The 23,915-nt window shown below is 63.9% G+C and carries 21 protein-coding genes and 1 pseudogene; 18 read left to right on the top strand and 4 right to left on the bottom strand.

Features of this window, described 5'->3' with window-relative positions; genetic code table 11:
* The first annotated feature begins 4 nt into the window (after positions 1–4).
* From miaA to ACVWYI_RS30925, 9 genes are all read left to right on the top strand, one after another.
* The gene (gene miaA, locus ACVWYI_RS30965; RefSeq protein ID WP_456664048.1) at positions 5–961 is read left to right on the top strand and encodes a tRNA (adenosine(37)-N6)-dimethylallyltransferase MiaA; all 957 of its coding nucleotides are present in this window, start codon (positions 5–7) and stop codon (positions 959–961) included.
* Positions 962–1,291: 330 nt separating this feature from the next.
* Positions 1,292–3,067, top strand: coding sequence for an acetolactate synthase 3 large subunit (locus ACVWYI_RS30960; protein WP_247442363.1), 1,776 nt, complete (start codon positions 1,292–1,294; stop codon positions 3,065–3,067).
* Positions 3,068–3,072: 5 nt separating this feature from the next.
* Entirely contained in the window at positions 3,073–4,056 is a 984-nt protein-coding gene (locus tag ACVWYI_RS30955; protein WP_456664047.1) for a threonine dehydratase, read from the top strand.
* Between the two features lie 23 nt (positions 4,057–4,079).
* Positions 4,080–4,622, top strand: a complete 543-nt coding sequence (gene ilvN / locus ACVWYI_RS30950) for an acetolactate synthase small subunit (protein WP_007613340.1) — start codon at positions 4,080–4,082, stop codon at positions 4,620–4,622.
* A 3-nt stretch (positions 4,623–4,625) separates the two neighbouring features.
* Positions 4,626–5,315: a class I SAM-dependent methyltransferase gene (locus ACVWYI_RS30945; protein WP_456664046.1), complete on the top strand. Its 690-nt coding sequence runs from the start codon at positions 4,626–4,628 to the stop codon at positions 5,313–5,315.
* Positions 5,316–5,380: 65 nt separating this feature from the next.
* Entirely contained in the window at positions 5,381–6,256 is an 876-nt protein-coding gene (locus tag ACVWYI_RS30940) for an EamA family transporter (protein ID WP_247341347.1), read from the top strand.
* 7 nt (positions 6,257–6,263) lie between these two features.
* Positions 6,264–6,866, top strand: coding sequence for a LysE family translocator (locus ACVWYI_RS30935; RefSeq protein ID WP_247341349.1), 603 nt, complete (start codon positions 6,264–6,266; stop codon positions 6,864–6,866).
* Positions 6,867–7,027: 161 nt separating this feature from the next.
* On the top strand, positions 7,028–8,047 hold the full coding sequence (ilvC, locus tag ACVWYI_RS30930; RefSeq protein ID WP_247341352.1) for a ketol-acid reductoisomerase: 1,020 nt from the start codon (positions 7,028–7,030) through the stop codon (positions 8,045–8,047).
* A gap of 474 nt (positions 8,048–8,521) precedes the next feature.
* On the top strand, positions 8,522–9,373 hold the full coding sequence (locus tag ACVWYI_RS30925) for an SDR family oxidoreductase (protein ID WP_456664045.1): 852 nt from the start codon (positions 8,522–8,524) through the stop codon (positions 9,371–9,373).
* 7 nt (positions 9,374–9,380) lie between these two features.
* Here the strand turns inward: ACVWYI_RS30925 and ACVWYI_RS30920 are convergent, their stop codons facing one another.
* Complete coding sequence (locus ACVWYI_RS30920) at positions 9,381–10,001, bottom strand: hypothetical protein (protein WP_456664044.1); 621 nt, start codon at positions 9,999–10,001, stop codon at positions 9,381–9,383.
* 188 nt (positions 10,002–10,189) lie between these two features.
* Here ACVWYI_RS30920 and ACVWYI_RS30915 point away from each other — a divergent pair, with 188 nt between their 5' ends.
* Together ACVWYI_RS30915 and ACVWYI_RS30910 are read left to right on the top strand one after the other, a co-directional pair.
* Positions 10,190–10,783 (top strand): TetR/AcrR family transcriptional regulator, encoded by a 594-nt coding sequence (locus ACVWYI_RS30915; protein WP_247442355.1) that lies wholly within the window; start codon positions 10,190–10,192, stop codon positions 10,781–10,783.
* Between the two features lie 203 nt (positions 10,784–10,986).
* Entirely contained in the window at positions 10,987–12,699 is a 1,713-nt protein-coding gene (locus ACVWYI_RS30910; RefSeq protein ID WP_456664043.1) for a sulfatase-like hydrolase/transferase, read from the top strand.
* A gap of 63 nt (positions 12,700–12,762) precedes the next feature.
* On the opposite strand, the gene ACVWYI_RS30905 is transcribed toward ACVWYI_RS30910, so the two are convergent.
* Together ACVWYI_RS30905 and ACVWYI_RS30900 are read right to left on the bottom strand one after the other, a co-directional pair.
* Complete coding sequence (locus ACVWYI_RS30905; protein ID WP_456664042.1) at positions 12,763–14,319, bottom strand: glycine betaine ABC transporter substrate-binding protein; 1,557 nt, start codon at positions 14,317–14,319, stop codon at positions 12,763–12,765.
* A complete protein-coding gene (locus ACVWYI_RS30900; protein ID WP_456664041.1) occupies positions 14,316–15,098 on the bottom strand; it encodes an ATP-binding cassette domain-containing protein in 783 nt (260 codons plus the stop codon). The genes ACVWYI_RS30905 and ACVWYI_RS30900 overlap by 4 nt, the downstream gene beginning before the upstream one ends.
* A gap of 133 nt (positions 15,099–15,231) precedes the next feature.
* Here ACVWYI_RS30900 and ACVWYI_RS30895 point away from each other — a divergent pair, with 133 nt between their 5' ends.
* The 6 genes and pseudogenes from ACVWYI_RS30895 (at position 15,232) to ACVWYI_RS30870 (ending at position 20,287) form a co-directional block, all read left to right on the top strand.
* Complete coding sequence (locus ACVWYI_RS30895) at positions 15,232–16,050, top strand: ABC transporter ATP-binding protein (protein ID WP_247341368.1); 819 nt, start codon at positions 15,232–15,234, stop codon at positions 16,048–16,050.
* Positions 16,050–16,835, top strand: coding sequence for an ABC transporter permease (locus tag ACVWYI_RS30890; protein WP_247341370.1), 786 nt, complete (start codon positions 16,050–16,052; stop codon positions 16,833–16,835). Before ACVWYI_RS30895 ends, ACVWYI_RS30890 begins: the two co-directional genes overlap by 1 nt.
* Before the next feature lie 102 nt (positions 16,836–16,937).
* Positions 16,938–17,480 (top strand): DUF305 domain-containing protein, encoded by a 543-nt coding sequence (locus ACVWYI_RS30885; protein ID WP_247341372.1) that lies wholly within the window; start codon positions 16,938–16,940, stop codon positions 17,478–17,480.
* Between the two features lie 9 nt (positions 17,481–17,489).
* A pseudogene (locus ACVWYI_RS30880) lies at positions 17,490–18,958 on the top strand (YncE family protein).
* Between the two features lie 40 nt (positions 18,959–18,998).
* Positions 18,999–19,517 (top strand): sigma-70 family RNA polymerase sigma factor, encoded by a 519-nt coding sequence (locus tag ACVWYI_RS30875; protein ID WP_456664040.1) that lies wholly within the window; start codon positions 18,999–19,001, stop codon positions 19,515–19,517.
* Entirely contained in the window at positions 19,514–20,287 is a 774-nt protein-coding gene (locus ACVWYI_RS30870) for an anti-sigma factor family protein (RefSeq protein ID WP_247341379.1), read from the top strand. Before ACVWYI_RS30875 ends, ACVWYI_RS30870 begins: the two co-directional genes overlap by 4 nt.
* 54 nt (positions 20,288–20,341) lie before the next feature.
* On the opposite strand, the gene ACVWYI_RS30865 is transcribed toward ACVWYI_RS30870, so the two are convergent.
* Positions 20,342–20,791 carry a cupin domain-containing protein gene (locus ACVWYI_RS30865; RefSeq protein ID WP_247341381.1) on the bottom strand — a complete coding sequence of 150 codons (450 nt, stop codon included), beginning with the start codon at positions 20,789–20,791 and terminating at the stop codon, positions 20,342–20,344.
* Between the two features lie 377 nt (positions 20,792–21,168).
* Between ACVWYI_RS30865 and ACVWYI_RS30860 the strand changes: the two genes are divergently transcribed.
* Entirely contained in the window at positions 21,169–23,901 is a 2,733-nt protein-coding gene (locus ACVWYI_RS30860; RefSeq protein WP_456664039.1) for an autotransporter outer membrane beta-barrel domain-containing protein, read from the top strand.
* Positions 23,902–23,915 lie beyond the last annotated feature (14 nt).

Below are 23,915 nucleotides of genomic sequence, written 5' to 3'. Positions count from 1 at the left end.
TTTCGTGAGCGAGGGGCAAGTCGGCAGAAGGCATGTTGGCAAGGCCGTGCTTATCGCAGGCCCGACCGCCAGCGGCAAGTCGGCGCTGGCGCTCGAGCTTGCGCTCAGCACGGGCGGCGTCGTCATCAATGCCGATTCCATGCAGGTCTACCGCGACCTCCGTATCATCACCGCGCGCCCGACACAGGGCGACGAGGCGCGGGTGCCTCATCGCCTGTACGGTCACGTCGATGCGGCCGTCAATTTTTCGGCCGGTGCCTGGGTGAGCGACGCGGCGAAGGCGCTCGAAGAGGCGAAAGCCGAAGGCCGCCAGCCGATCTTCATCGGCGGCACCGGGTTGTATTTCAAGGCGCTGACGGCGGGCCTTTCCGTGGTACCGCCGATCCCTGCCGAGCTACGCGAGGACGTTCGAGCGCGGCTGGAGCGGAACGGCGTCGAGGCGCTGCACGCGGAACTCGCGCGTCGCGATCCGCGGGCGGCCGAGCGATTGAACCTGCGCGACCGCACACGCATTGCGCGCGCGCTCGAAGTGGTCGAAGCCACCGGCCGTTCGCTACTGGACTGGCATCATGAGGGCCAGCCGTCGCTCTTGCCCAGGGACAGTTTTCGCGCGGTGTTCCTCGCGCCCGAGCGCGACGAGCTCTACGCCCGCATCGACGCCCGCTTCGACGCCATGTTAGAGGCCGGCGCACTGAAGGAGGTTGAGCGTCTCGCCGCCCGAAACCTCGATCCGCTGCTGCCGGCGATGAAGGCTCACGGCGTGCCGGCCCTGATCCGGCAGCTGCGCGGTGAGCTCAGCCTGGAGCAAGCGGCCACGATCGGCCGCGCCGACACGCGCCATTACGCCAAGCGGCAGTTCACCTGGTTCCGGCACCAATTGCCGGAGTTCGAATGGGTCAAGCCGGAGGAGGCGAGGGGCTGGCTCGCGGCGATCGTGAACGCGGCACGGGACTCGGGCTGACGTGCTTTTGTGCCTCGGCTCCCATATTTACCGCTCGCCGAACTCCGGGAACGCCGCTACACTGCCTAAATCGCGCGGGAACGGCCACATTGCCTTGACATCGGGGCGTTGGTCGCTATGTTTCGCGCAACCTTTGGGAAGCTGGGCACCTGCCATGCGTAACATTATTACCAAACTTCTTATCGCCGTCGTACCCAGGCACACCGCCGGGGATGGCTAGCTGCCATCCACATGTCAGGCGGTGTGCATGGGGCCCTCTTCGGGGCCTTTTTTATTTCCCGAACCCGACACGAACGAAGCCGCTGACAACAGCGCATCCGGAGCAAGCCAATGAGCGACAAGAGCCACGATCCGAACCAGATGACGGGCGCCGCGATGATCGTCCGCGCGCTCATCGATCATGGCGTGACCGACATTTTCGGCTATCCAGGCGGCGCCGTGCTTCCGATCTACGACGAGATCTTCCAGCAGAGCGAGGTCCAGCACATCCTGGTCCGCCACGAGCAGGGCGCCGGCCACGCCGCCGAAGGCTATGCGCGTTCGACCGGCAAGCCGGGCGTCGCGCTGGTGACCTCCGGCCCCGGCGCCACCAACATGGTGACGCCGCTGACGGATGCGCTGATGGACTCGATCCCGCTGGTCTGCATCTCCGGCCAGGTGCCGACGCATCTGATCGGCAACGACGCATTCCAGGAATGCGACACCGTCGGCATCACGCGCCCCTGCACCAAACACAACTGGCTGGTGCGCGATGTCAACGATCTCGCCAAGGTGCTGCACGAGGCGTTCTACGTTGCGACTACGGGGCGACCGGGCCCGGTGCTCGTCGACGTCCCCAAGGACGTGCAGTTCGCGACCGGCACCTATCATCCGCCACGCAAGTCCGACGTGCATCGCTCCTACGCGCCGCGCGTGAAGGGCGATGCGACGCAGATTCGCAAGGCCGTGGCGCTGCTCGCCAATGCCAAGCGCCCCGTGATCTACAGCGGCGGCGGCGTCATCAATTCCGGCCCCGAGGCGACCAGGCTGCTGCGCGAGCTGGTCGAGGTCACCGGCTTTCCGATCACCTCCACGCTGATGGGTCTCGGCGCGTATCCCGCGTCGGGCAAGAGCTGGCTCGGCATGCTCGGCATGCACGGCACCTACGAAGCCAACATGACCATGCATGATTGCGACGTCATGCTGTGCGTCGGTGCGCGCTTCGACGACCGCATCACCGGCCGCGTCGATGCGTTTTCGCCGGGGTCGAAGAAGATCCACATCGACATCGACCCGTCCTCGATCAACAAGAACATCCGCGTCGACGTGCCGATCATCGGCGACTGCGGCAACATCCTCGGCGACATCCTCCAGGTGTTCAAGGCGGAGGCGAAGAAGCCCGACGTCAAGGCGTGGTGGCAGCAGATCGCGCAGTGGCGCGCCCGCAACTCGCTCTATTTTAGAAAGAGCAACGACGTCATCCTGCCGCAGCACGCGATCCAGAGCCTGTTCGAGGCGACGCGCGGCAAGGACACCTACATCACCACCGAGGTCGGCCAGCACCAGATGTGGGCCGCGCAGTTCTTCGGTTTCGAGGAGCCGCATCGCTGGATGACGTCGGGCGGTCTCGGCACCATGGGCTACGGCCTGCCGGCCGCGGTCGGCGTGCAGGTGGCCCATCCCGACAGCCTCGTCATCGACATCGCGGGCGATGCCTCGGTGCAGATGACGATGCAGGAGATGTCGACGGCGGTGCAGTACGAGTTGCCGATCAAGATCTTCATCCTGAACAACCAGTATATGGGCATGGTGCGGCAGTGGCAGCAGCTGCTCCACGGCAACCGGCTGTCGCATTCCTACTCGGAGGCGCTGCCGGATTTCGTCAAGCTCGCGGAGGCCTATGGCGGCGTCGGCTTCCAGGTGCACAAGCCTGCCGACCTCGATGGCGCCATCCAGGAGATGATCTCGGTCAAGCGCCCGGTGCTGTTCGACTGCCGCGTCGCGGCGCTGGAAAATTGTTTCCCGATGATTCCCTCCGGCAAGGCGCACAACGAGATGCTGTTGCCGGAGCAGGCCAACGACGAAGCCACCGCAAAGGCGTTCGCCGGCGGCAAGGCGCTGGTGTGAGCGCGATGTTCGACCTGAAGGAGCTCGAACGCGCACATGCGATCGTGGGGCAGGCGGTGCCGGCGACGCCGGCGTACGCCTGGCCGCTGCTCTCCGAGCGGCTCGGCACACAGGTCGTGGTCAAGCATGAGAACCACACGCCGATTGGCGCCTTCAAGGTGCGCGGCGGGCTGGTCTATCTCGAACGTCTGAAGCGCGAGCAGCCCAACATTCCGGGCATCATCTCGGCGACGCGCGGCAACCACGGCCAGAGCCTCGCGTTCGCGGCAAGCCGTCACGGCGTGCCTGCGGTGATTTACGTGCCGCGCGGCAATTCGGTCGAGAAGAACCGCGCGATGCAGATGTTTGGCGCCGAGCTCGTCGAGCATGGCGAGGACTTTCAAGCTGCGCGTGAGGAGGCCGGCCGCCGTGCGCAGTTCGCCGGATTACACATGGTGCCGTCGTTCCATACGGACCTTGTTCTGGGTGTGGCGACCTATGCGCTCGAACTGTTCAGGACTGCACCGGATCTCGACATCCTCTATGTGCCGATCGGGCAGGGCTCGGGCATCTGCGGCTGCATCATGGCGCGAGATTTGCTGGGCTTGAAGACCGAGATCGTTGGCGTGCAATCGACGGAGGCGCCGTCCTACGCGTTGTCGTTTGCGGCAGGCCACGTCGTGACGACCGAGACCAGCAACACGCTCGCGGACGGCATGGCGACGCGGATTCCCGATCCGGAAGCGCTCGCCATCATCCGCAAGGGCGCTTCGCATATCGTAGAGGTCACCGACGACGAGGTCGCCGCCGCGATCCGCGCCTACTGGACCGACACGCACAATCTCGCCGAAGGCGCCGGCGCCGCCGCGCTCGCCGCGGCACTTCAGGAAAAGACGAAACTGTCGGGCAAGCGCGTCGGACTCGTGCTGTCCGGCGGCAATATCGATTTCGATCTGTTCCGCGATTGGGTCGGGACGGATGCGCCGGTCGCCCTTCGGGCGACGGCGTAACGACGAGAATAGAGGGGACGACAATGAACCAACCCGCATCCGCCTATTTCATCGAGGAGCGCCACGATCCGAACGAGACGCACACGCTCTCGGTGCTCGTGCAGAATGAGCCCGGCGTGCTCGCGCGCGTCATCGGCCTGTTCTCTGGGCGCGGCTACAACATCGAGAGCCTCACCGTCTCGGAGACCGAGAGCCAGAAGCATCTCTCGCGCATCACCATCGTCACCACCGGCACGCCGATGGTGATCGAGCAGATCAAGCATCAGCTCGATCGCATGATCCCCGTCTATCGCGTCGTCGACATGACGCTGACGAAACGCTCGATCGAGCGCGAGCTGGCGATGGTGAAGGTGCGAGGGCAGGGCGAGCATCGCGTCGAGGCGCTGCGGCTGGCGGATGCGTTCCGCGCCCGCGTGATCGACGCCACCACCGAGAGCTTTGTGTTCGAGATCACAGGCAATACCGACAAGATCAATCAGTTTATCGACCTGATGCGTCCGCTTGGCCTCGTCGAAGTGTCGCGCACCGGCGTTGCCGCGATCGGCCGCGGGCCCGAAGGGATGTGAACCATGCTGGCGCGCGACTGGTACTATAACGAGCGGAACCGGATGGGCATCGGGCCCGCCGTGGCCTCGATCTACGACAGCCACGACGACGCCGATCTGCGAGCGCGCGCCGCGCTGAAAATGCTCGGGGTCCAACGCGGCTGGCGCATCGCCGACATCGGATGCGGCAACGGCGTGCTCGCGACCGAGGCGGCGCTGTTGGGTGCCGAGGTCGACGCCATCGACATCTCGCCCGCGATGCTGGCGCTCGCCGAGATCTACGCACGCGACCGCAAGGCCCCCGTGCGCACACAGTCTGCCGGCCTGCTCAGCTTTGCCTACCGGCCGGAATCCTATGACCTGATCGTCAGCGAGTTCACGCTGCACCATCTGCCGGATTTCTGGAAGGCGGTGGCGATGTCGCGGATCTATCGCGCGCTCAAGCCCGGTGCGACCTTCTATTTGCGCGACATCGTCTACGCCTCGATGCCCGATGCCGTCGAGCGCGACGTCGAGCAATGGGCCGACTTTGAGATCAAGAACCACGATGTCTCGCGTGACAGCGTCGTCACCCACATGCGCGACGAATATTCCACCTTTGGCTGGGTCATGGAGCGGATGCTGACCGATGTCGGCTTCACGGTGGTCTCGGCCGATTACCACGCCCCGATGCACGGCACTTATCTGCTGCGGAAATCCAATTCTTCCACGTAAAGGCCGGCGAGCAAGACTAGACGACAACAACAGGGCTGCACGACAAGGCAGAACCGGGAACAACAATGAAGCCGGCCGACATCCTCATCGCCATCCTGGTGGCGATCATCTGGGGGCTTGCCTTCGTGGCGAGCCGGATTGCGCTCGACGAATTTTCGCCGGAGCTTATGACGGCGATGCGCTTCACGATTGCCGCGGTGCCGTGCCTGTTCATTCGCAAGCCGAAGATTGCCTGGTCGCTCCTGATCGCCATCAGCTTCACGCTCTTTCTCGGCCAGTTTCTGAGCCAGGCCTACGGCATCGCCCATGGCGTGCCGGTGGGGTTGACCAGCGTCGTCGTGCAGAGCCAGGCACTGTTCACGATCGGCCTTGCCGCGATCGCATTCGGCGAGCGGCCGACGCCGGCGCAGACGCTGGGCATCGTCATCGCAGCCGTCGGTCTCCTGATGATCTGCGGCACCGTTGGTTATGATTTCAGCGTCGGTGCCTTCGCCGTGCTGATGATCGCGCCGGTCAGTTTTGCGATCGGCAATATCCTGTTACGCGGTGCTCGCGGCGTGCCGATGTTCGATCTGTTCGCCTGGTTGTGTCTCGCCACCGCGATGCCGCTGTTCGCGCTCACGCTGGTGGTCAACGGACCGGCGCCGACCTGGCAGTCGCTGATCCACATGTCGCTCACCGGCCTCATTTGCCTGCTGGTGATCGGCGCCATCTCCACCAGCATCGCCTATTGGCTGTGGGGCCGGTTGCTGCGTGACTATCCCGCGGCGCAAGTGGTGCCGTTCGCGCTTCTGGTGCCGTTCGTCGGCTCGGCCGCGTCGAGCATCGTGTTCGGCGAGAAGTTCGGCCCGTTGCGGCTTGCCGGCATGCTGACCGTGGTCGGTGGCATCGCGGTGATGGTGCTGGCGCGGCGCCCGCGGGCGCTGGCCAAGGTCGCGTGAGGTGAACATGTCTCAGTCGCTGCTCTACGCCTTCATCATCTTCGCCCTCGTGATGTTCTTCACGCCGGGGCCGAACAACATCATGCTGCTGTCGTCGGGACTGACCTACGGCTTCCGTCGCACCATCCCGCACATCGCCGGCATCACCATCGGCTTTGCCTTCATGGTCGGTGCAGTCGGCCTCGGTCTCGGCACGGTATTCCTGGCCTATCCCATTCTTCAGACCATCCTGAAATATGCCGGCGCCGCTTATCTGATTTACCTGGCCGCGGTCATCGCCTTCTCCGGCGCGGTCAAGCCGGGCGAAGGGAGCGCCCGCGGTCCGATGACCTTCTGGGGCGCCGCCATGTTCCAGTGGATCAATGCCAAGGGCTGGGTGATCGTGATCGGCACCATCACCGCCTATGCGGCCATCGCCCAATTCCCGCTCAACATCGCGATCCAGACCCTGATCAGTCTGCTCGTGGGCACGGTCTCGACCGTGGTCTGGGCCTTTTTCGGCACGGCATTGCGGCCGGTCCTGACCTCCGAGCGGCTGGTCCGCGCCTTCAATATCCTGATGGCGATCCTGCTGCTGACGTCTCTCTACCCCGTTTTCATGGATGCATGATGTCGCGGATTTCCATGCAGAATCGGGTTTCCCAGTGGGCTGAAAATGCTCTAGACAGCCTCCGAAATCCGCAAATTTCAGCGTCCAAGACCTGAATGACAAGACCTGACTGACGAGATCTGACCAACGGCCGATTCCGGCCCCTGAATGAGGAAACGACCATGCGTGTTTATTACGATCGCGACGCCGACCTGAACCTGATCAAGGGCAAGAAGGTCGTCATCGTCGGCTACGGCAGCCAGGGCCACGCCCATGCGCTCAACCTGAAGGACTCCGGCGTCAAGGAAGTGACGATTGCGCTCCGTAAGGATTCGGCCTCGGCCAAGAAGGCGGAAGCCGCCGGCTTCAAGGTGATGGAAGTCGCCGAGGCCGCCAAATGGGCCGACCTCGTCATGATGCTGACCCCGGACGAGCTCCAGGGCGACATCTATCGCGAGCACCTGCACGACAACATGAAGAAGGGCGCCGCCCTCGTGTTTGCGCACGGTCTCAACGTCCACTTCAATCTGCTCGACCCGCGCGCCGATCTCGACGTGCTGATGATCGCGCCCAAGGGCCCCGGCCACACCGTGCGCTCGGAGTATCAGCGCGGCGGCGGCGTGCCCTGCCTGATCGCGATCGCCAAGGACGTCTCGGGTAACGCCCACGACCTCGGCCTGTCCTACGCCTCCGCCGTCGGCGGCGGGCGCGCCGGCATCATCGAGACCACCTTCAAGGAAGAGTGCGAGACCGACCTGTTCGGCGAGCAGGTCGTGCTCTGCGGTGGCCTGGTCGAGCTGATCAAGGGCGGCTACGAGACGCTGGTCGAGGCTGGCTACGCGCCGGAGATGGCCTATTTCGAGTGCCTGCACGAGGTGAAGCTGATCGTCGACCTGATCTATGAAGGCGGCATCGCCAACATGAACTACTCGATCTCCAACACCGCGGAGTATGGCGAGTACGTCACCGGCCCGCGCATCGTCACCGCCGAGACCAAGGCCGAGATGAAGCGTGTCCTCGCCGACATCCAGGGCGGCAAGTTCGCCCGCGACTGGATGCTCGAGAACAAGGTCAACCAGACCTCGTTCAAGGCGACCCGCGCCAAGCTCGCCGAGCACCCGATCGAGGAAGTCGGCGCCAAGCTGCGCGACATGATGCCCTGGATCAAGAAGGGCGCGCTGGTCGACAAGTCGAAGAACTAAGTCGCCGTCGTCCGGACGCGGCGTATCGTTTACGCCGCGTCGGGATACGGGAGCGAAACACAAGCTTCGCTCGCCAAACCAATTCTTAAACCTTCGCGACTATATCTGAGCGGGATCGCAAACAGCGGTCTCGCTCTTTTCGTCTCGCGCGAAGCATTGCTGCTTCATTCAAATTCTTCGCGAACTGAAGTACTCCCTGAGAACGAAGAACTGACGCTTAAACCACATTCTTGGCCTCGCGTGGTTTTTCAAAATCTTTCAGAAGCGCGTGAACGCCGAAAGCCTAGCATCTTCAGGGGTAAGGATTCGGCTCTTCACCCGCATTGTGAAGGCGCGATCCATCCCGCGCCGCGACGTTCGCGCGCCGCTTCATCTTAAGAACTGACATCTGCGGCGCCCCCTTGAGTGTCGGGCGGCATTGCGCACTGACGTCTTTGTCCTACATGATCGCGGGAACTGTTGGGGGGAAAGACCATGCGATCCGTCGTCGTCACCGGCGCGTCCACCGGCATTGGCTGGGCCACTGCAAAATTTCTGATCGGGCGCGGCTATCGCGTCTTCGGCAGCGTCCGCAAGCAGGCGGACGCCGACCGGCTCAACGGTGAGTTTGGCGCGAACTTCACCCCGCTGCTGTTCGATGTCACCGACGAGGCTGCCGTGCTGGCCGCCGCACGAGAAGTACGCGGGGTGCTGGGCGGCGAGACGCTGGCCGGTCTGGTCAACAATGCCGGTGTCGCGGTCGCCGGTCCCGTGCTCGAACTGTCGGTCGACAATTTCCGGCGCCAGATGGACATCAACGTGATCGGCCCTGTGATCGCGACGCAGGCTTTCGGGCCGCTGCTCGGTGCCGACCTGTCGCTGAAGGGGCCGAAGGGACGGATCGTGATGATCAGCTCGGTCGCGGGCAAGAACGGCAATCCGCTGTCGGCGCCCTACTGTACCTCCAAGCACGCCATCGAGGGGCTATCGGAAAGCCTGCGCCGCGAACTGATGCTGTTCGGCATCGACGTCATCATCGTCGCCCCCGGCGCGGTCAAGACGCCGATCTGGAGCAAGGCCGAGCAGATCGATCTCTCCGTCTACCAGAACTCGCCTTATCTGCCGGCGCTGAACAAGGTCAAGGCGTTCATGATGAAGCTCGGCGAGACCGGGCTGCCGGCCGAGCGGATCGCTGAGGTCGTTTTCGAGGCGCTCACGACTGAGAGACCCAAGGTTCGCTACCAGATCACGCCGGACCGGATGCGACATTTGATGACGGCCACGCTGCCCAAGCGCGTGGTCGACCGCATCATCGCCAAGCGTGTCGGATTGCTGCCGCAGAGCTGACCGACGTTCAGCTCGCCTCGGCCGTCTGTCCGCGCGGCCGAGCGGCCATCGCGACCAGGCGCAGCGTCATCACGGCGATCAGCGGAATGAGAAACGCGGCATAGAGCGGCATCGCAGGCACGCGCTTGCCGAACGACACCACGAACTGGAACCAGAGATAGTATCCGCCCGTAAGGTGCAGCGCGCGCCAGGCGTGCGGCCCGAGCAGCGCGGCGGTGCGGTCGAACGAAGTCGCGCTCATGGCGATGATGGCGGCATAGCCGATGCCGCCGAAGATGTAGGAGGCCGCCGAGGTGGCCTCGGCAAAGCTTGCCGGATCCATCCTGGCGAACGCGACGATCGCAACCGCGTGGATGGCGTGGGAGGTGGCGAAGCTCAGGCCCAGATAGCGCCGGTTGCGCCACTGCCAGCGCGTCCAGGCGCTGGGCCACAGCCGTGCCAGTGCCGCGGCACTGAAGGCAAGGCAGAACAGCAGAAGCGAACCTCTTGCCGTGAAACGGATCACCATCCGCGCGCCCTCGACCTCGAACTGCCGCATCGAGGCAATCCACAGGCTGAGTGCGATCAGGCTCAATGCGAGGACGGCAAGCAGCCGCCAGCCTTCAAACCAGTTTTGGGGTTGTGACATGCGATTTGCTCCATTATGTAATCACCGATTACATATGGCTTGGCTGCGCGGTCAATGGTGTAATCGCTGCTTACATTCACGTTCGGGTGATGCTAGGAAGCTCCATGCCTGCCCGACAGCCGGCCAAGCCGCGTGCTCGCCGCAACACCTCTGAAGTCCGGCCCTATCACCACGGCGATCTCCGCCGCGTGTTGATCGACGCTGCGCTGCAATTGGCGGCGGAGGGGGCCGAAATCTCGGTGCGCGAGGCCGCACGCCGGGCCGCGGTTTCGCCGGGCGCGCCGTTCCGGCACTTCCCCAACCGCGACGCGCTCATGTCAGCGGTGGCTGAGGAGGCGCAGCGGCGCTTCCGTGCCGAGATCGAGGTGGCGCTGGACCAGGCACCGGCCGCCGACCCGTTCGGCCGCTTCCGCGCCTTCGGCCTCGCCTACGTGCGCTGGGCGAGGCGCAATCCCGCGCATTTCGAGATCATCTCCACCGGGCGCTACTTCGCCCATGGCAACTCGCCGGGCCTGACGCGCGACAATGCCGAATTGATCGCGCTGACCGAGGGAATACTGATTGAGGCGGCAAAGCAGGGCCTGCTGCGGTCGGCCGACCTCAAGCGCATCCAGATCGCCGGCCGCGCCCTGGTCTATGGTTTTGCCAGGATGAATCTCGACGGCCACCTTCCGCGCTGGGGCGTGGAGGAGGGCGAGATCGAGCGGATGGCGGAAGGGGTCATCGACCTGTTCATCGCCGGGATTGCCAAACCCCAGCGCGCCTGCCGGCCCTCAGAGTGAGGAGATAGAGTTGGCCGTGCGGCGCTTCGCCGCTCACTGACAATAAGCAAAGCTCGGATCGCCGCGCGCGTTGCTTGTCCTTGACCGTTCCGTTACAGTTTTGTGACACGGTGCAGGCTTCCGGCTGCGTCGGACGCCTTCGCGATTTTTCAAACGCGAGACGCTTGGCATCACCCGCCGGACTAAAGTTTAGCGTGTCGTCGATGCCGCCCGCGCCCAATCCAGGTCCTTCTGCCGCGACCGCCGTGCTGGCGAGTGTCGCCGCGCTCGGCATCTGGCGGCTGCTCGCGGTTGCGGCGCCCCATCTTGCCGCGCTCGCACTGATGTACGAGACCGAGACGGATTTCGGCGCGCGGCTCTCCTTCGTGCTGGCCTGGAGCATCCTCAACTTCTTCTGGATCGCGCTGCTGCGGCGGCCGGCGCTGTCGGGTGCGTTGTCGCTGACCATGGTCGTGGTGCTGGTGCTGCTGTCACGGCTGAAGCACGATGTCGTACAGATGACGGTCAACTTCATCGACCTGATGATGATCGACCGCGACACGGTGGCGTTCCTGTTCACGATCTTCCCGAATTTGCGCTGGTCGGTGGTCCTGGCGGGTCTCGTCACGCTGCCGCTGATGTATGCGCTGTGGTGGCTCGATCCGTTCCGCATTCGCAGGCTGCCGGCGCTCGCCTCCATGCTCGGCTGCCTCGCCGCGCTGGTCGGCTATTCGCTCTATCATCCGGACGAGGCCTGGCGCGGCTATTACGACGACGGCTATCTCTCGAAATTCTTCCGCTCCGGCGTCAGCGCGGTCTCCGACTTCGCGCAATACGGCTTCATGGAGTCGGCTGCTTCGACCAACGAACGGCTCAACATGCCACTGGTCGATGCGTGCCATCCCGCGGGCCGCCGGCCGAACATCATCATGGTCCATGATGAATCGAGCTTCGACATCCGCGCCGCGCAGGACATCAAGGTGCCGCAAGGCTATGGCCGTCACTTCAAATCCTGGGACGGCAAGGAGCGCACATTTCTGGCCGAGAGCAATGGCGGGCCGAGCTGGTTCACCGAATACAACGTGCTTGCGGGCCTTTCCTCGCGCTCGTTCGGCCGCTTCGCCTATTTCGTGACGCGCATCGCGACAGGCCGTGTCGAGCGCGGCCTGCCGCTGGCGCTGCGCCGCTGCGGCTACGACACGATGTCGCTCTATCCTGCCTATGGCGGCTTCATGGCCGCGCGCAGCTTTCAGTTGACGACCGGCGTCGAACGATTCTTCGACTCCAAGGATCTCGGCGCCAAGGATGTCGAGCCGGATAGCTTCTTCTACGACAACGCGCTCCGGCTGATGGGTGAGCGGACGCCGAACAAGCCGCTGTTCACCTTCATCTACCTCGGTGCCAATCATTTCCCCTGGGAGACGCGCTTCCGCCCCGATCTGCTGCCGAACTGGCGCGCGCCGGGCAATATGCCGTCGATCGACGAATATCTGCGCCGGCAGGCGATGAGCGCCGAGCAGTACAAGGCTTTCCTCGCGGGCCTGAAGAAAAATTACCCCGGCGAGCCCTTCCTGATCGTGCGCTACGGCGATCACCAGCCGGAATTCGCGCCTGGTATCCTCGAACCCGGGCTCGACGAAGGTGCTCTCGGCAAGAAGCTCGACGCCTACGACCCACGTCTCTACGCGACCTATTACGCGATCGACGCCGTCAATTTCGAGCCGGTGAAGAGCGAGGCCGTGATGGACACGGTCGACGGCCCGTATCTGCCGCTGGTCATCCAGGAAGCCGCCGGCATCCCGCTCGATCCGTCTTTCGCCGAGCAGAAGGAGATCATGCTCCGCTGCAAGGGGATCTTCTACGGCTGCAAGGACGGCGCCGAAGCGCGCCGGCTGAACCGGCTGCTGATCGATGCGGGGATGATCCGGGGACTGTAGTCTTCGTCACCGTCATCCTGAGAGCTTGTGAAGCTTTCGGGATGACGGGACATACGGCAAAACCTACTTCCCCACCTTCTCCCACAGCCACTTCGCCACCGCATCCGGCGACGAATTCGCGTCATTGCCGGCGGCGCGCAAATTGGCTTCCCGCATGGTCGCGATGTCGATCTTGCCGAGCAGCGGCTTCAGCGCGGCCTGCAGCCGCTCGTCGCCGGCGCGCTTCGGGGCCAGCAGCAGGATCGCATCGTAGGGCGGGATCGCGTGCCGGGGATCGTCGAGCGCAACGAGATCGTATTTTGCGATCAGCCCGTCGCTCGTGTAACCCGCGATGACATCGACCTCGCCGCTGGCGACGGCCGCATACATGAAGTCCGGCTGCATCTGGCGCTGGGCGCGGAACGAGAGGCCATAGGTCTTTTGCAGCGCCGCCCATTCGGGCCGCGAGAAAAATTCATAATCGCCGGCGATCGACAGGGACGACGCATGCGCGGCGAGATCGGCGATGGTGCGGATGCCAAGTGCCTCGGCGCGCTTCTTCGGGATCACCAGCGCATAGGCATTCTCGAAACCGAGCTCGCCGAGCAGCGTGATGTTGTCCTTCGCGAGCGTTGTTTTCAGCTCCGCCAACAGTTCCGCACGCGGCTTGATGTCCGTGCGATGAAGCTGATTGGCCCAGAGCGTGCCGGAATAATCGACATAGAGATCAATATCGCCGGCTTTCAACGCCTCGAATATCACGCTTGAGCCGAGGCCGGATCGTGAGACGGCGGAAAGACCGGCCGCCTGAAGCCGGTCCCTCATCAACGCCGATAGCACGTATTGCTCGGCGAACGTCTTGGCACCGACGACATAGCTCTGCGACGAGCGCCCCATCGTCGGTACCAATGTTGCGACGACCAGTGCCGCGATCCCGGCCGCGCCAAGCGCTGTACGCGCGCGGCTGCGCCGGCGCAGGCCGCTCTCGATCAGACCGAGCAGTTGATCGACTGCGAGCGCCAGCAGCGCCGAAGCAAAGCAGCCGAACAGAACGAACACCCAGTTCTGGGTCTGGAGCCCGGCAAAAATGTAATTGCCGAGGCTGGTCTGCCCGATCGGGGTCGACAGCGTCGCGGTGCCGATCACCCAAACTGCGGCGGTACGGATGCCCGCCATCATCACCGGAAGGGCCAGCGGCAGTTCGACCATCACCAGCGACTGCCGTGCGGTCATGCCGACGCCCTTCGCGGCCTCGATCAGCGCGGGATCGATGCCGTTGAGGCCGATGATGCCATTGCGCAGTACCGGCAGCATCGAATAGAGCGCGAGCGCCAGCATCGCCGGCAGGAAGCCAAACGCCGAGAATGAGACGCCGAACCAGGCCAGCGTCACGGAGGCCGTAAGCAGCAGTAGCGGATAGAACAGCGCGAGCAGTGCCAGCCCCGGCACCGTCTGCACGATGCTGGCGAGCGCGAGCAGGACAGCGCGCGGGGTGGGGCGGTTGCGCGTCAGGATCGCCAGCGGCAGGCTGACGATCAGGCCGAGCGCGAGCGCGGCCAAACTCACCCGCACATGGTTGCCGAGATAGTCGGGCAAATGCGCCAGCGCCTCGCCCCAGCGCGGATCAGACAACAGGCTCATGCCGCACCGCTCTGTGGCAGCAGCGCGTTCAGCCGTTCGACCTGGCGTCGCGGCGTCCGCAGCAGCTCCAGCACGTAGGCGTCACTGGTTTTCGAGAGCTCCACTGGCGTGCCCTGCGCGAGCAGCTTTCCGCTGCGCATCACCGCGATGCGGTCGGCGAGCAAAATCGCTTCCGTCATATCGTGGGTGATCATCACGGTGGTCAGGCCGAGCCTGCGGTGCAGCTCACGAAAATCGTCGCCGAGCGCATCGCGGGTGAGAGGATCGAGCGCGCCGAAGGGCTCGTCCATCAGTACGATGCGGGGCCGTGCTGCAAGCGCCCGCGCCACGCCGACCCGCTGACGCTGGCCGCCCGAAAGCGCGTCCGGCAGCCGGTCGCGATGCGCGGCCCGATCGAGCTGCACGAGTTCGAGCAACTCATCAACTCGCGTTGCGATATCTCCCGCCGGCACGCCGAGCAGCTTCGGCGTGATCCCGATATTGTCGGCGACGCTCAGATGCGGGAACAGCCCGCCGCTCTGGAAGACGTAGCCGATGCGGCGCCGCAGCGCGACCGGATCGGCGGATTGCACGTCGTCGCCCTCGACCGTGATCGTGCCCCCATCCGCCTCGATCAGGCGGTTGGCGAGCCGCAGCAGCGTCGTCTTGCCCGAACCCGAGCCGCCGACGACGGCCACAAACTCGCCTTCGGCGATGTCGAATGACACATCGTCCACGGCCTTGAGCGCGCCGAAGCTCTTGGTGACATGGGCATAGCGAATCATCGGCATGGACGGCATCGGGCGGGGGCTCACTGCGCTGACCCACCCGGGAGGGAGGGGATGACGAGGTCTATGCGTACCACGCTTGGCGGCTTGATTGAACTTGGCCGCGCGAGCGGCTAAGGCATCGGACCAAGTTCGGAGGGAATACATGACAACGCCCACGGCAGTGGCGCTGGAAGATGCCAAGGTCGCGTTCCGGCTGGGGGACGGGCGGGTCTATACGGCGGTGGAGAAGGCGCATCTGACGGTCGCGCAGGGCGAGTTCGTCGCCATCGTCGGCCCGACCGGTTGCGGGAAATCGACGCTGCTCAACGTCGCGGCCGGGCTGCTGAAGCCGGCTGCCGGGAGCGTCAAGATATTCAACCAGCCGCTCGCCGGGCTGAACCGGGATGCCGGCTATCTGTTCCAGGCCGATGCGCTGTTCCCATGGAAGACCGCGCTGGACAACGTCGCGATCGGGCTCGAAGTCAGCGGCACGCCGCGCAGCGAGGCGCTGCCGCGGGCGCAGAAATGGCTGACCTCGGTCGGCTTGGGCGCCTTCGCCGGCCGCTATCCGCATATGCTCTCGGGCGGCCAGCGCAAGCGCGTGGCGCTCGCGCAGGTGCTGATCCGCGATCCAAAGATCCTGCTGATGGACGAGCCGTTCGGGCCGCTGGATGCGCAGACCCGACAGGTGATGGGCAACCTCCTGCTCGACCTCTGGAACGCCGACCGCAAGGCCGTGCTGTTCGTCACCCATGATCTGGAAGAGGCGATCGCGCTCGCCGACCGCGTCGTGATCATGTCGGCGGGGCCGTCCTCCCGCATCATCGGCGACTGGCGCGTGAGCCTGCCGCGCCCGCGCGACATTTTTGAAGTCCGGCTGGACAAGGAGTTCCATGCGCTTCATCGCGAGATATGGAGCGTGCTCAAGGACGAGGTCATGAAGGGCTATGCGCAGTCCACGCAAGCGGCGGAGGCGGTCTGATGTCGCGCGTCACGCTGCTTGCGCTGCAAATCCTGGTCGCCATCGTCTGCCTCGTGCTGTGGCAATTGCTGACGACCGTGCCCGTGTTCGGCAAGATCCTGCTGCCGCCGTTCTTCTTCTCCAACCCGGTCGATGTCTTCGCCCAGATCGTCAAGTGGTTCTCATCCGGTGTGATCTGGAGGCATCTCGGCATCACGCTGACGGAATCGATCCTGGCCTTCGTGATCGGATCGGCCGGCGGCGTGCTGGTCGGCTTTTGGTTCGCGCGCCAGCCGCTGGTCGCCGCCGTGTTCGATCCGTACGTGAAGATGGTCAATGCGTTGCCGCGCGTCGTGCTGGCGCCGATCTTCGCGCTGTGGCTTGGGCTGGGTATCTGGTCCAAGGTCGCGCTCGGCGTGACGCTGGTGTTCTTCATCGTGTTCTTCAACGTCTATCAGGGCGTGAAGGAGGTCAGCCGCACCGTGCTCGACAACGGTCGCATGCTCGGCATGAGCGAGCGGCAGTTGATGCAGCACGTCTATTGGCCGTCGGCGCTGTCGTGGATGTTCTCGTCGCTGCACACTTCGGTGGGCTTCGCCGTGGTCGGCGCGGTCGTCGGCGAATATCTGGGATCGGCGGCGGGGCTCGGCTATCTGATCCAGCAGGCTGAAGGCGTATTCGACGTCGCCGGCGTGTTCGCCGGCATGTTCGTGCTGTCGGCCTTCGTCATCCTGATCGATTTTGGCGTCACGCTGGTCGAGCGCCGTCTGCTGGTCTGGCGGCCGACCGTGGATGAGCGCGGCTAATCTACCTCGATTGCCTGCTGACTTTTATGTGATGGGCCGGCCGGAATAGAACGCGCGCCCGCGCGTCATACCCCCATGCAACCACCCGCATGGGAGTTCAGGATGCCCCGGTCACAGTTTCTCCTCGTCGTTGCGGCGCTCGCAGGCAGATGCCGGAGGCCAAAGCCCGGTTTCGGTACGGCGCTCATTTGCGCGCGCATTCTCGTCGCATTCGCGCTTCCTTCGCTGGTGCTCGCGCATGAATCTCATCCAGCCGTCCCACCGGCTGCGCTGAGTGCGGAAGAGCGTGCGTTCCTGGAAGAGAACGAAGCCGCGATGACCAAGATGATGAACGATATGGCGGCCAAGCCGACCGGCGATGTCGATCGCGACTTCGCCGCGATGATGATTCCGCATCATCAGGGCGCGATCGACATGGCGATCATCGAATTGCGTTACGGCAAGAACGAGCAGCTGCGACGCATCGCGCAGGAAATCATCGTCGACCAGATGCAGGAGATCGCGGCGATGAAGCTGGCGATCGGCAAGCCGGCGGCGGAGACGACGCCGGCTCCGACGCAGCCGTCGGCTGTTCCCGCCGCAAACGTTCATCAACATCCGGGCATGCAGATGGATATGTCCGCCGGAATGAAAATGAGGAAGTAGGAGCCGCAGATGACGACGTCGCAAAGCAACATCATGAAGAGCATTTTTCTGGCAGCCACCATGCTTGCCACCGGTTCCGTCGCATGGGCTGGGCAGGCGCCGGGCGCGCTGTCCGCGCCCGATATTCCGATCAGCCACCACGACCGCATCTACGCGGCGGAGCAGTTCTCGAATACGGTCTCGGTCACTGATCCCGTCGACAACAAGCTGCTTGGTGTGATCCGGCTGGGCGACCCGCAGCCCGGCAATTTCAGCCCACTGTACAAGGGCCAAGTCCTCGTGCACGGCGTGGGCTTCTCGCCCGATCACAAGACGCTTGCCGTGGTGTCGATCGGCTCCAATTCGGTGACGTTCATCGACACCGCGACCAACGCGGTCAAGCACACGACCTATATCGGGCGGTCGCCGCACGAGGCGTTCTTTACGCCTGATGGCAAGGAGGTCTGGGTCACCATTCGCGGCGAAAACTATGTCTCCGTGATCGATGCGAAGAGTTTTGCGGAGAAAGCCCGCATCGCCACCCCGAACGGGCCGGCATGCAGGTATTCTCCCCCGACGGCAAATACGGCTACATCTGCTCGTCCTTCAATCCCGAGACCGATGTCGTCGCGGTCGCCGAGCACAAGATCATCGCCAGGGTGAAGCAGGAGAGCCCCTTCTGCCCGAACATCGCGGTGACGCCGGACGGAAATCAGGTGTGGTTCACGCTGAAGGACATCGGCCGGACCCAGGTGTTCAATGCCAAGCCGCCGTTCAACCCGATCAAGACGATCGACACCGGTCCGATTACAAATCACGTCAACTTCGCGCACACCGCCAAGGGGACCTTTGCTTACGTGACCATTGGCGGACTGAACGAGGTGAAAGTGTTCCGCACCGACGATTTCTCGCAGGTCGCAACGATCCCGGTCGGCAATCTGCCGCATGGCATCTGGCCCTCCGGCGACGGCACGCGCATCTATGTTGGGCTTGAGAATGCCGACGCCCTCGCGGCTATCGACACCGCGACCAACAGTGTGGTGGCGAATATCCCGATCGGCCAGGCGCCGCAGGCGATCGCTTATGTTCCGGGAGCGGCGCCCGACCCGGATGATCGTCAGAACTTGCAGGCCCTCGGCATTGCCGGCCAGGTCGCCCATCTGTCGCTCGCCTCCAGGGACAGTTCGAAGGACGGCAAGGCGCCGACCAGCGTCTCGCTGTTCGACCAGGGCCTGATTCAGATTTTGCAGGCCTCGGTGACGGGCCTTCAGCCCAAGCAGAAATATGTGCTTGCACTGGCGGAACGCAGCGACGGGAGCGGGCCGCTACAACCGCTGGCGGCTTTCATGACCAATCCGGCCGGATCGGCCATCGTCAACGCGGCCGGCCCGATCCGGCAGATCGTCGACCCGTCCGCCGTGGCAGGAAAGCGATATCTGGTGATCGCTTCCGGAGACGCGGCCGGGCCCGGCGAAGCGGTCCAGATCGAGACGCAATGACCCGCCGCAGGGCGGCAACGAAGTTCGGGCGGAGCGCCTCATGAAGGATATGCTGGTTCAGGTCGAGCCGCTGATCCCCGCGCTCCGTCGTTATGCGCGGGCGCTCGTTCGCGATCGCGCGGCTGCCGACGATCTGGTTCAGGATTGCCTGGAGCGCGCCGTCACCCGCTGGCATCAGCGGCGCGACGGCAGCGTGCGCGCGTGGCTGTTCACCATCCTCCACAATCTGGCGGTCACGCAGTTCCGTCAAGCAACAGCGCGGGGCAGGCATATGCCGATCGACGATGCAGGCGAGAGTGAGCTCGTCAGCGCTGCCGCGCAGGAGCACAGGGTGATCTATCAGGATGTCCTGAACAGGCTGGCGAAACTTCCGGAAGAGCAGCGGGCTGTATTGCTGCTTGTTGCCGTCGAGGATCTCTCCTACGCCGATGCCGCGGCGGTGCTGAATATCCCGGTCGGGACCGTGATGTCGCGCCTGTCGCGCGCGCGAGAAAGGCTACTTCAGGAGATAGACGGCATTGCACCGGGGAACGTCGTGGCATTGCGGAGCATGAAATGAGCCAGCGGCCGATCACGGAGGATGATCTCCACGCCTATGTGGACCAGGCGCTCGAGCCCGAGCGTCGTGCAGAGATCGCATCCTATCTGGACGATCACCCTGACATCGCGGGGCGCGTCGCCGCTTTCGCCGCCCAGCGCGAGCAGTTGCGCGGCGCGCTGGCGTCGATCGCCGATGAACCATTGCCGTCCGCGCTGAACCTGTCGCGCATCATTGAGCGCCGAAAGCGGCGTCCCTTGCGGGCGTGGGCGGCGATCGCGGCGCTGTTGCTCTTGAGCATTGGCGGTCTCGGCGGCTGGACCATGCGCAGCCTGTTGCAGGATGGTTCGAGCGGACTGTCTGCGTTGGCGCAGGAGGCGGCTTACTCCTACGGAGTCTACGCTCCGGATCGCGTACGGCCGGTCGAGATACGAGCTTCAGACAGTGCCGAGCTGACGCAATGGGTCTCCAATCGGCTGAAACAGCCGGTCAAGGTGCCGGACCTTGCTGTCTCCGGCTATCGGCTGATGGGAGGACGCCTCGTTGCGACCTCGCATGGTCCGGCCGCGATGTTTATGTACGACGACGATCACGGCGACCGTCTTGTCGTGCTGACGCGTCCGATGAGCAATCCCAGGCAGGATACGCCGATGCTGCCGCAATCGACCGGCAATATTACGGGCTTCGCCTGGGCGGACAGGGGTATGGGCTATACGCTCGTCGCCCAGCTTCCAGCGGACACGCTCAAGCCGATCGCGAACGAGATCCGGAAGCAGGCGCGCCCGATCTAGCCCGGATTTCAAGAACGGGCCCGCGCATTGGCGCGAGCCCGGAAGCGCGATGGGTCAGTCCAGCAGCTTGGTGTCGTCGGGCGCCTGCGGCGGTGTCTTGATCGCGATCGCCTTGACCTGTCCGCTGATCGGCTTGGTGCCGCCATGCGGCGTCCCCTTCGGGATGATGACAAGGTCGCCCGGCTTCACCGTGACTTCCTTGTCGCCGAACCAGATCGTGCCGGTGCCCTCTAAAATGTACTGGATCTCGTTGGTGTTGGGATGCATGTGCTTGGGCACATTGCCGACCTGGATCGAGATGGTGGCGCCATCGGCGCTTGCGAACGTCTTGGAACGGTAGCCGACAGCGTTGGCATTCCCGAGTGCGTCGCCCTCCATCTCGGCGGTGTGAATGATCTGCGGGGCGATGTTCTCGGCGGCGAGCGCCGGCCGCATCAGGTGAGTTGCGCCGCACCCGGCGGCGAAGGCGGCGACGAGCGATAGCGTGATGGCCAGGCGATTCATGGGTAGTCCTCCCCGTGCTGATTATTATGCGAGCGATGGTATGCCGCCGGTACTTGCTTGACCAGCGGTCGGAAAGTCGCCGTCTCAAGGGCCGCATGCTGCTTTGCGGTGATCGGCCGATATGGTCGACGTTCCCAGCGTTGCGCGTTTGCCACAGGGATTTGAAATAGGCGGCCATATTCGCGGGGCTGATCGACTTTAGTCGCCTGATTTGAATAACATGCCGCCAACGCTTGGATCGCCTCGGCGTTATTTTTGATGAGCGTTTGAGGAATATTTTGCGAATTTTCAGGTCTTGTCTGGGAATGCCTTTCGGTGGCTGCCGAATGTCGGGGGCTGTGTTCTTGGCGGCGATGTTGCCGCTGATGTTTTGGCCGATGGACGCTGCGAATGCGCAGTGCGTCGGTTTCCCGGTCCAGACCAATCAGACTTGCACCAATGGCGGGACGCTCGCTGATACCAGTATTCGGGGCATTGGCAATGTCGGCTTGCAGGATCTGGGGACGCTAAGTCTGACCAACACCGCGGCCGGCGTGATCTCCAGCAGCGGCTTCAGCAGTCTGGGCATCTTCGCCAATCAGGATTTGAACCTGACGAATTCAGGAAGTGTCGCTGCCGCGGGTGCTGCCAACAGCGCCGTTGCGGTGGGACGGGATGCCACCATTAGCAATTCCGGGATCATCCAGGCTGACGATGGTATGAGTAACGCTATTGTGGCTACGCGCGACGCCAACGTAATTAACTCCGGCACGATTTCGGCCAACGGTGCCCAAGGCACCGGTATTATCGCCAGTCGAAATGCCTATGTGATCAATTCCGGAAGCATCCTGACCGACGGCCCCGATGGCTTCGGTATTTTCGTCGATCTGCACACTGCCACCGTTATCAATTTCGGGGTCATCTCGGCCAATGGAAGCGGCGGCATCGGCATTGTCTCCGGCGAGACCGTCCTTGCGACCAATTCCGGCACCATCTCGGTGAACGGCGTCAGCGGCATCGGTATCAAGAGTTATCAAGACGCCAGTTTGACCAACTCCGGAATCATCTCGGCCGGGGACGGCGGTCGCGGTGTCCTTTCGATTCGAGATGCCACCGTAGCCAATACCGGCACGATCACTGCTTCCAGCACTGGCGTCGCCATTCACGCGCTGCGGAATGCCGCCGTGACCAATTCGGGGCTCATCAGAGCCAACGATACCGGCGGCACCGCCATTGCCGCCACCCAGATCGCCGACGTCAACAACTCAGGGCTCGTCCTGGGAAATCTGTTCGCCATCTCTGCAACGACCGCAAATGTGGTCAATTCCGGCACCATTTCGGTCGGCGGCTTCACCGCGCGCGCGATCCGCGCTTTTCAGGATGCCAACGTCACCAATTCCGGAGTCATTTCGGGCACGATCGCGGGCACGGTTGGAATTTCTGCGGGCCGAGACGCCAACGTGGTCAATTCCGGCACCATCTCGTCGTCGGGCGTCGGTACCGGCGTCGGTGCCGGTCGAGATGCAAATGTATTCAATTCCGGGTCCATTCTGGCTGACGGTCTGTCCGCTACAGCTATCATCGCCGTGCGAGATGCAAATGTGACGAATTCGGGCGTGATCGCTGCCAATGGACCCTCCGGCGTCGCGATCATCGGTCTTCAGAACGCCCATGTCGTCAATTCCGGAATCATTTCGGCGAATGGTACGGGCGGCATTGCCATTTTAGTCGATCAGCACAACGCCACCGTGATCAATTCCGGCACCGTCTCGGCCGGCGGCTTCGGCATTCAGGCCTTTGGCTCCAGCAATTTGACCAATTCCGGGATCCTCAGCGGGCGGCTCGCCGCGCTCCAGTTCGTGGGATTGTCCGACACGCTCACCGTGCAGCAGGGATCGCGCATCATCGGCGCCGTCAATCTTGGCGGCGGCGGCGACACCGTCAACATGCGGGCGGTCAACCAGAACCTCACCTTCGATACGCTGGCCGGCGCAACGGTGAACGGCACGGTGCCTTACGTGGTGTCGGGCAACCGGATCGCCTCGGTCGATCCGTCCTCGTTTGCAACGGCCGGCAGCGTGGTTGCCGACTTCTCGCGCAGCGTCTCTGCGATCGTGCCGGCATTCGACAGCGTGATGGCATCCGGTGGCGGCGTGTCCGCATTCGCTCCGCCCGATAGCGGCATGTCGGGCATCGCCGATGCCTTTGCCGGCATTCCCGGCCTTTCGGCCTATGCCTCGGACGAGGTTGCCTACAAGAGTCCGACCGCGATTTATGCCGACGGCACCGCCGTGTGGGGCAGAGGGTTTGGCGGACGGCATGTGCAGGCTGCCGATGGCCTGCTGTCGCGCAACGTCACGACCTGGTATGGCGGTGCGATCGGCATCGACAAATCGCTGCGGCCGGATTTGCGGCTCGGCCTGTTCGTCGGCGCGGGCAGCACCCATAACCGCCTCGATCTGAACGGCGACGCCACCGACAGCAATCTCGCATTTGGCGGAGCCTACGCGCGCTACACGTCGGGCGCATCGTTCCTCAATGCGGCGCTGCAGGGCGGGGCCCTGCACAGTTCGACGTCTCGTCTGGTCAACAACAATCTCGTGGCTAATGGGTTGGAGACGGCGACCGCGGGTTACACCGGCTGGTACGTCAGTCCCGAACTGACATGGGGCCATCGCTTCGCGCTCGGAACGCTGCTCGATTCGCACTACGCGCTGACGCCGAACGTGCAGGTCCGTTACCTCTATGCCGGTTTCGACGGCTATACCGAGACCGGTACCACCGCGCCGCTGACGGCCGGCGGCCGCAATACGCAAAATATCGAGGAGCGGGCCGAGCTGAAGTTCATCCGAACCACGCAGATATCCCCGGCATCGCTGCTAACCATCCACCTGTCCGGCGGGGCGCTCGGTTTGCAGCGGGTCGGTGGCGATACCGTCAACGCCACCTTGCTCACGCAGCCGCTCGCCTTCACCGCACCGGGCGCGGGCAATGTCTGGGGTGGTTTCGGTGGCCTTGGCGTGGAATGGCAGTCGCGCAACGTGTCTCTTTTCGCTGCGGCCGAATATCTCGCGTGGAACAATTCGGGCTCGATCGTCAGCGGCCGGGGCGGCCTCCGCATCGGCTTTTAGTCTATCGTAGGCAC

The sequence above is a fragment of the Bradyrhizobium sp. LB13.1 genome (genome assembly GCF_054056815.1).
The sequence above is the reverse complement of the archived record's forward strand: the minus strand, read 5'-3'. Positions and strand labels throughout refer to the sequence as shown.

Coding starts and splice junctions, on each gene's coding strand:
- ACVWYI_RS30875 (WP_456664040.1), top strand. CDS start 18,999: ATGAAGGATATGCTGGTTCAGGTCGAGCCGCTGATCCCCGCGCTCCGT.
- ACVWYI_RS30935 (WP_247341349.1), top strand. CDS start 6,264: ATGTCTCAGTCGCTGCTCTACGCCTTCATCATCTTCGCCCTCGTGATG.
- ACVWYI_RS30895 (WP_247341368.1), top strand. CDS start 15,232: ATGACAACGCCCACGGCAGTGGCGCTGGAAGATGCCAAGGTCGCGTTC.
- ACVWYI_RS30865 (WP_247341381.1), bottom strand. CDS start 20,791: ATGAATCGCCTGGCCATCACGCTATCGCTCGTCGCCGCCTTCGCCGCC.
- ACVWYI_RS30890 (WP_247341370.1), top strand. CDS start 16,050: ATGTCGCGCGTCACGCTGCTTGCGCTGCAAATCCTGGTCGCCATCGTC.
- ACVWYI_RS30960 (WP_247442363.1), top strand. CDS start 1,292: ATGAGCGACAAGAGCCACGATCCGAACCAGATGACGGGCGCCGCGATG.
- ACVWYI_RS30940 (WP_247341347.1), top strand. CDS start 5,381: ATGAAGCCGGCCGACATCCTCATCGCCATCCTGGTGGCGATCATCTGG.
- ACVWYI_RS30905 (WP_456664042.1), bottom strand. CDS start 14,319: ATGAGCCTGTTGTCTGATCCGCGCTGGGGCGAGGCGCTGGCGCATTTG.
- ilvN (WP_007613340.1), top strand. CDS start 4,080: ATGAACCAACCCGCATCCGCCTATTTCATCGAGGAGCGCCACGATCCG.
- ACVWYI_RS30870 (WP_247341379.1), top strand. CDS start 19,514: ATGAGCCAGCGGCCGATCACGGAGGATGATCTCCACGCCTATGTGGAC.
- ilvC (WP_247341352.1), top strand. CDS start 7,028: ATGCGTGTTTATTACGATCGCGACGCCGACCTGAACCTGATCAAGGGC.
- ACVWYI_RS30925 (WP_456664045.1), top strand. CDS start 8,522: ATGCGATCCGTCGTCGTCACCGGCGCGTCCACCGGCATTGGCTGGGCC.
- ACVWYI_RS30945 (WP_456664046.1), top strand. CDS start 4,626: ATGCTGGCGCGCGACTGGTACTATAACGAGCGGAACCGGATGGGCATC.
- ACVWYI_RS30885 (WP_247341372.1), top strand. CDS start 16,938: ATGCCCCGGTCACAGTTTCTCCTCGTCGTTGCGGCGCTCGCAGGCAGA.
- ACVWYI_RS30910 (WP_456664043.1), top strand. CDS start 10,987: ATGCCGCCCGCGCCCAATCCAGGTCCTTCTGCCGCGACCGCCGTGCTG.
- ACVWYI_RS30955 (WP_456664047.1), top strand. CDS start 3,073: ATGTTCGACCTGAAGGAGCTCGAACGCGCACATGCGATCGTGGGGCAG.
- ACVWYI_RS30920 (WP_456664044.1), bottom strand. CDS start 10,001: ATGTCACAACCCCAAAACTGGTTTGAAGGCTGGCGGCTGCTTGCCGTC.
- ACVWYI_RS30900 (WP_456664041.1), bottom strand. CDS start 15,098: ATGCCGTCCATGCCGATGATTCGCTATGCCCATGTCACCAAGAGCTTC.
- ACVWYI_RS30860 (WP_456664039.1), top strand. CDS start 21,169: ATGGACGCTGCGAATGCGCAGTGCGTCGGTTTCCCGGTCCAGACCAAT.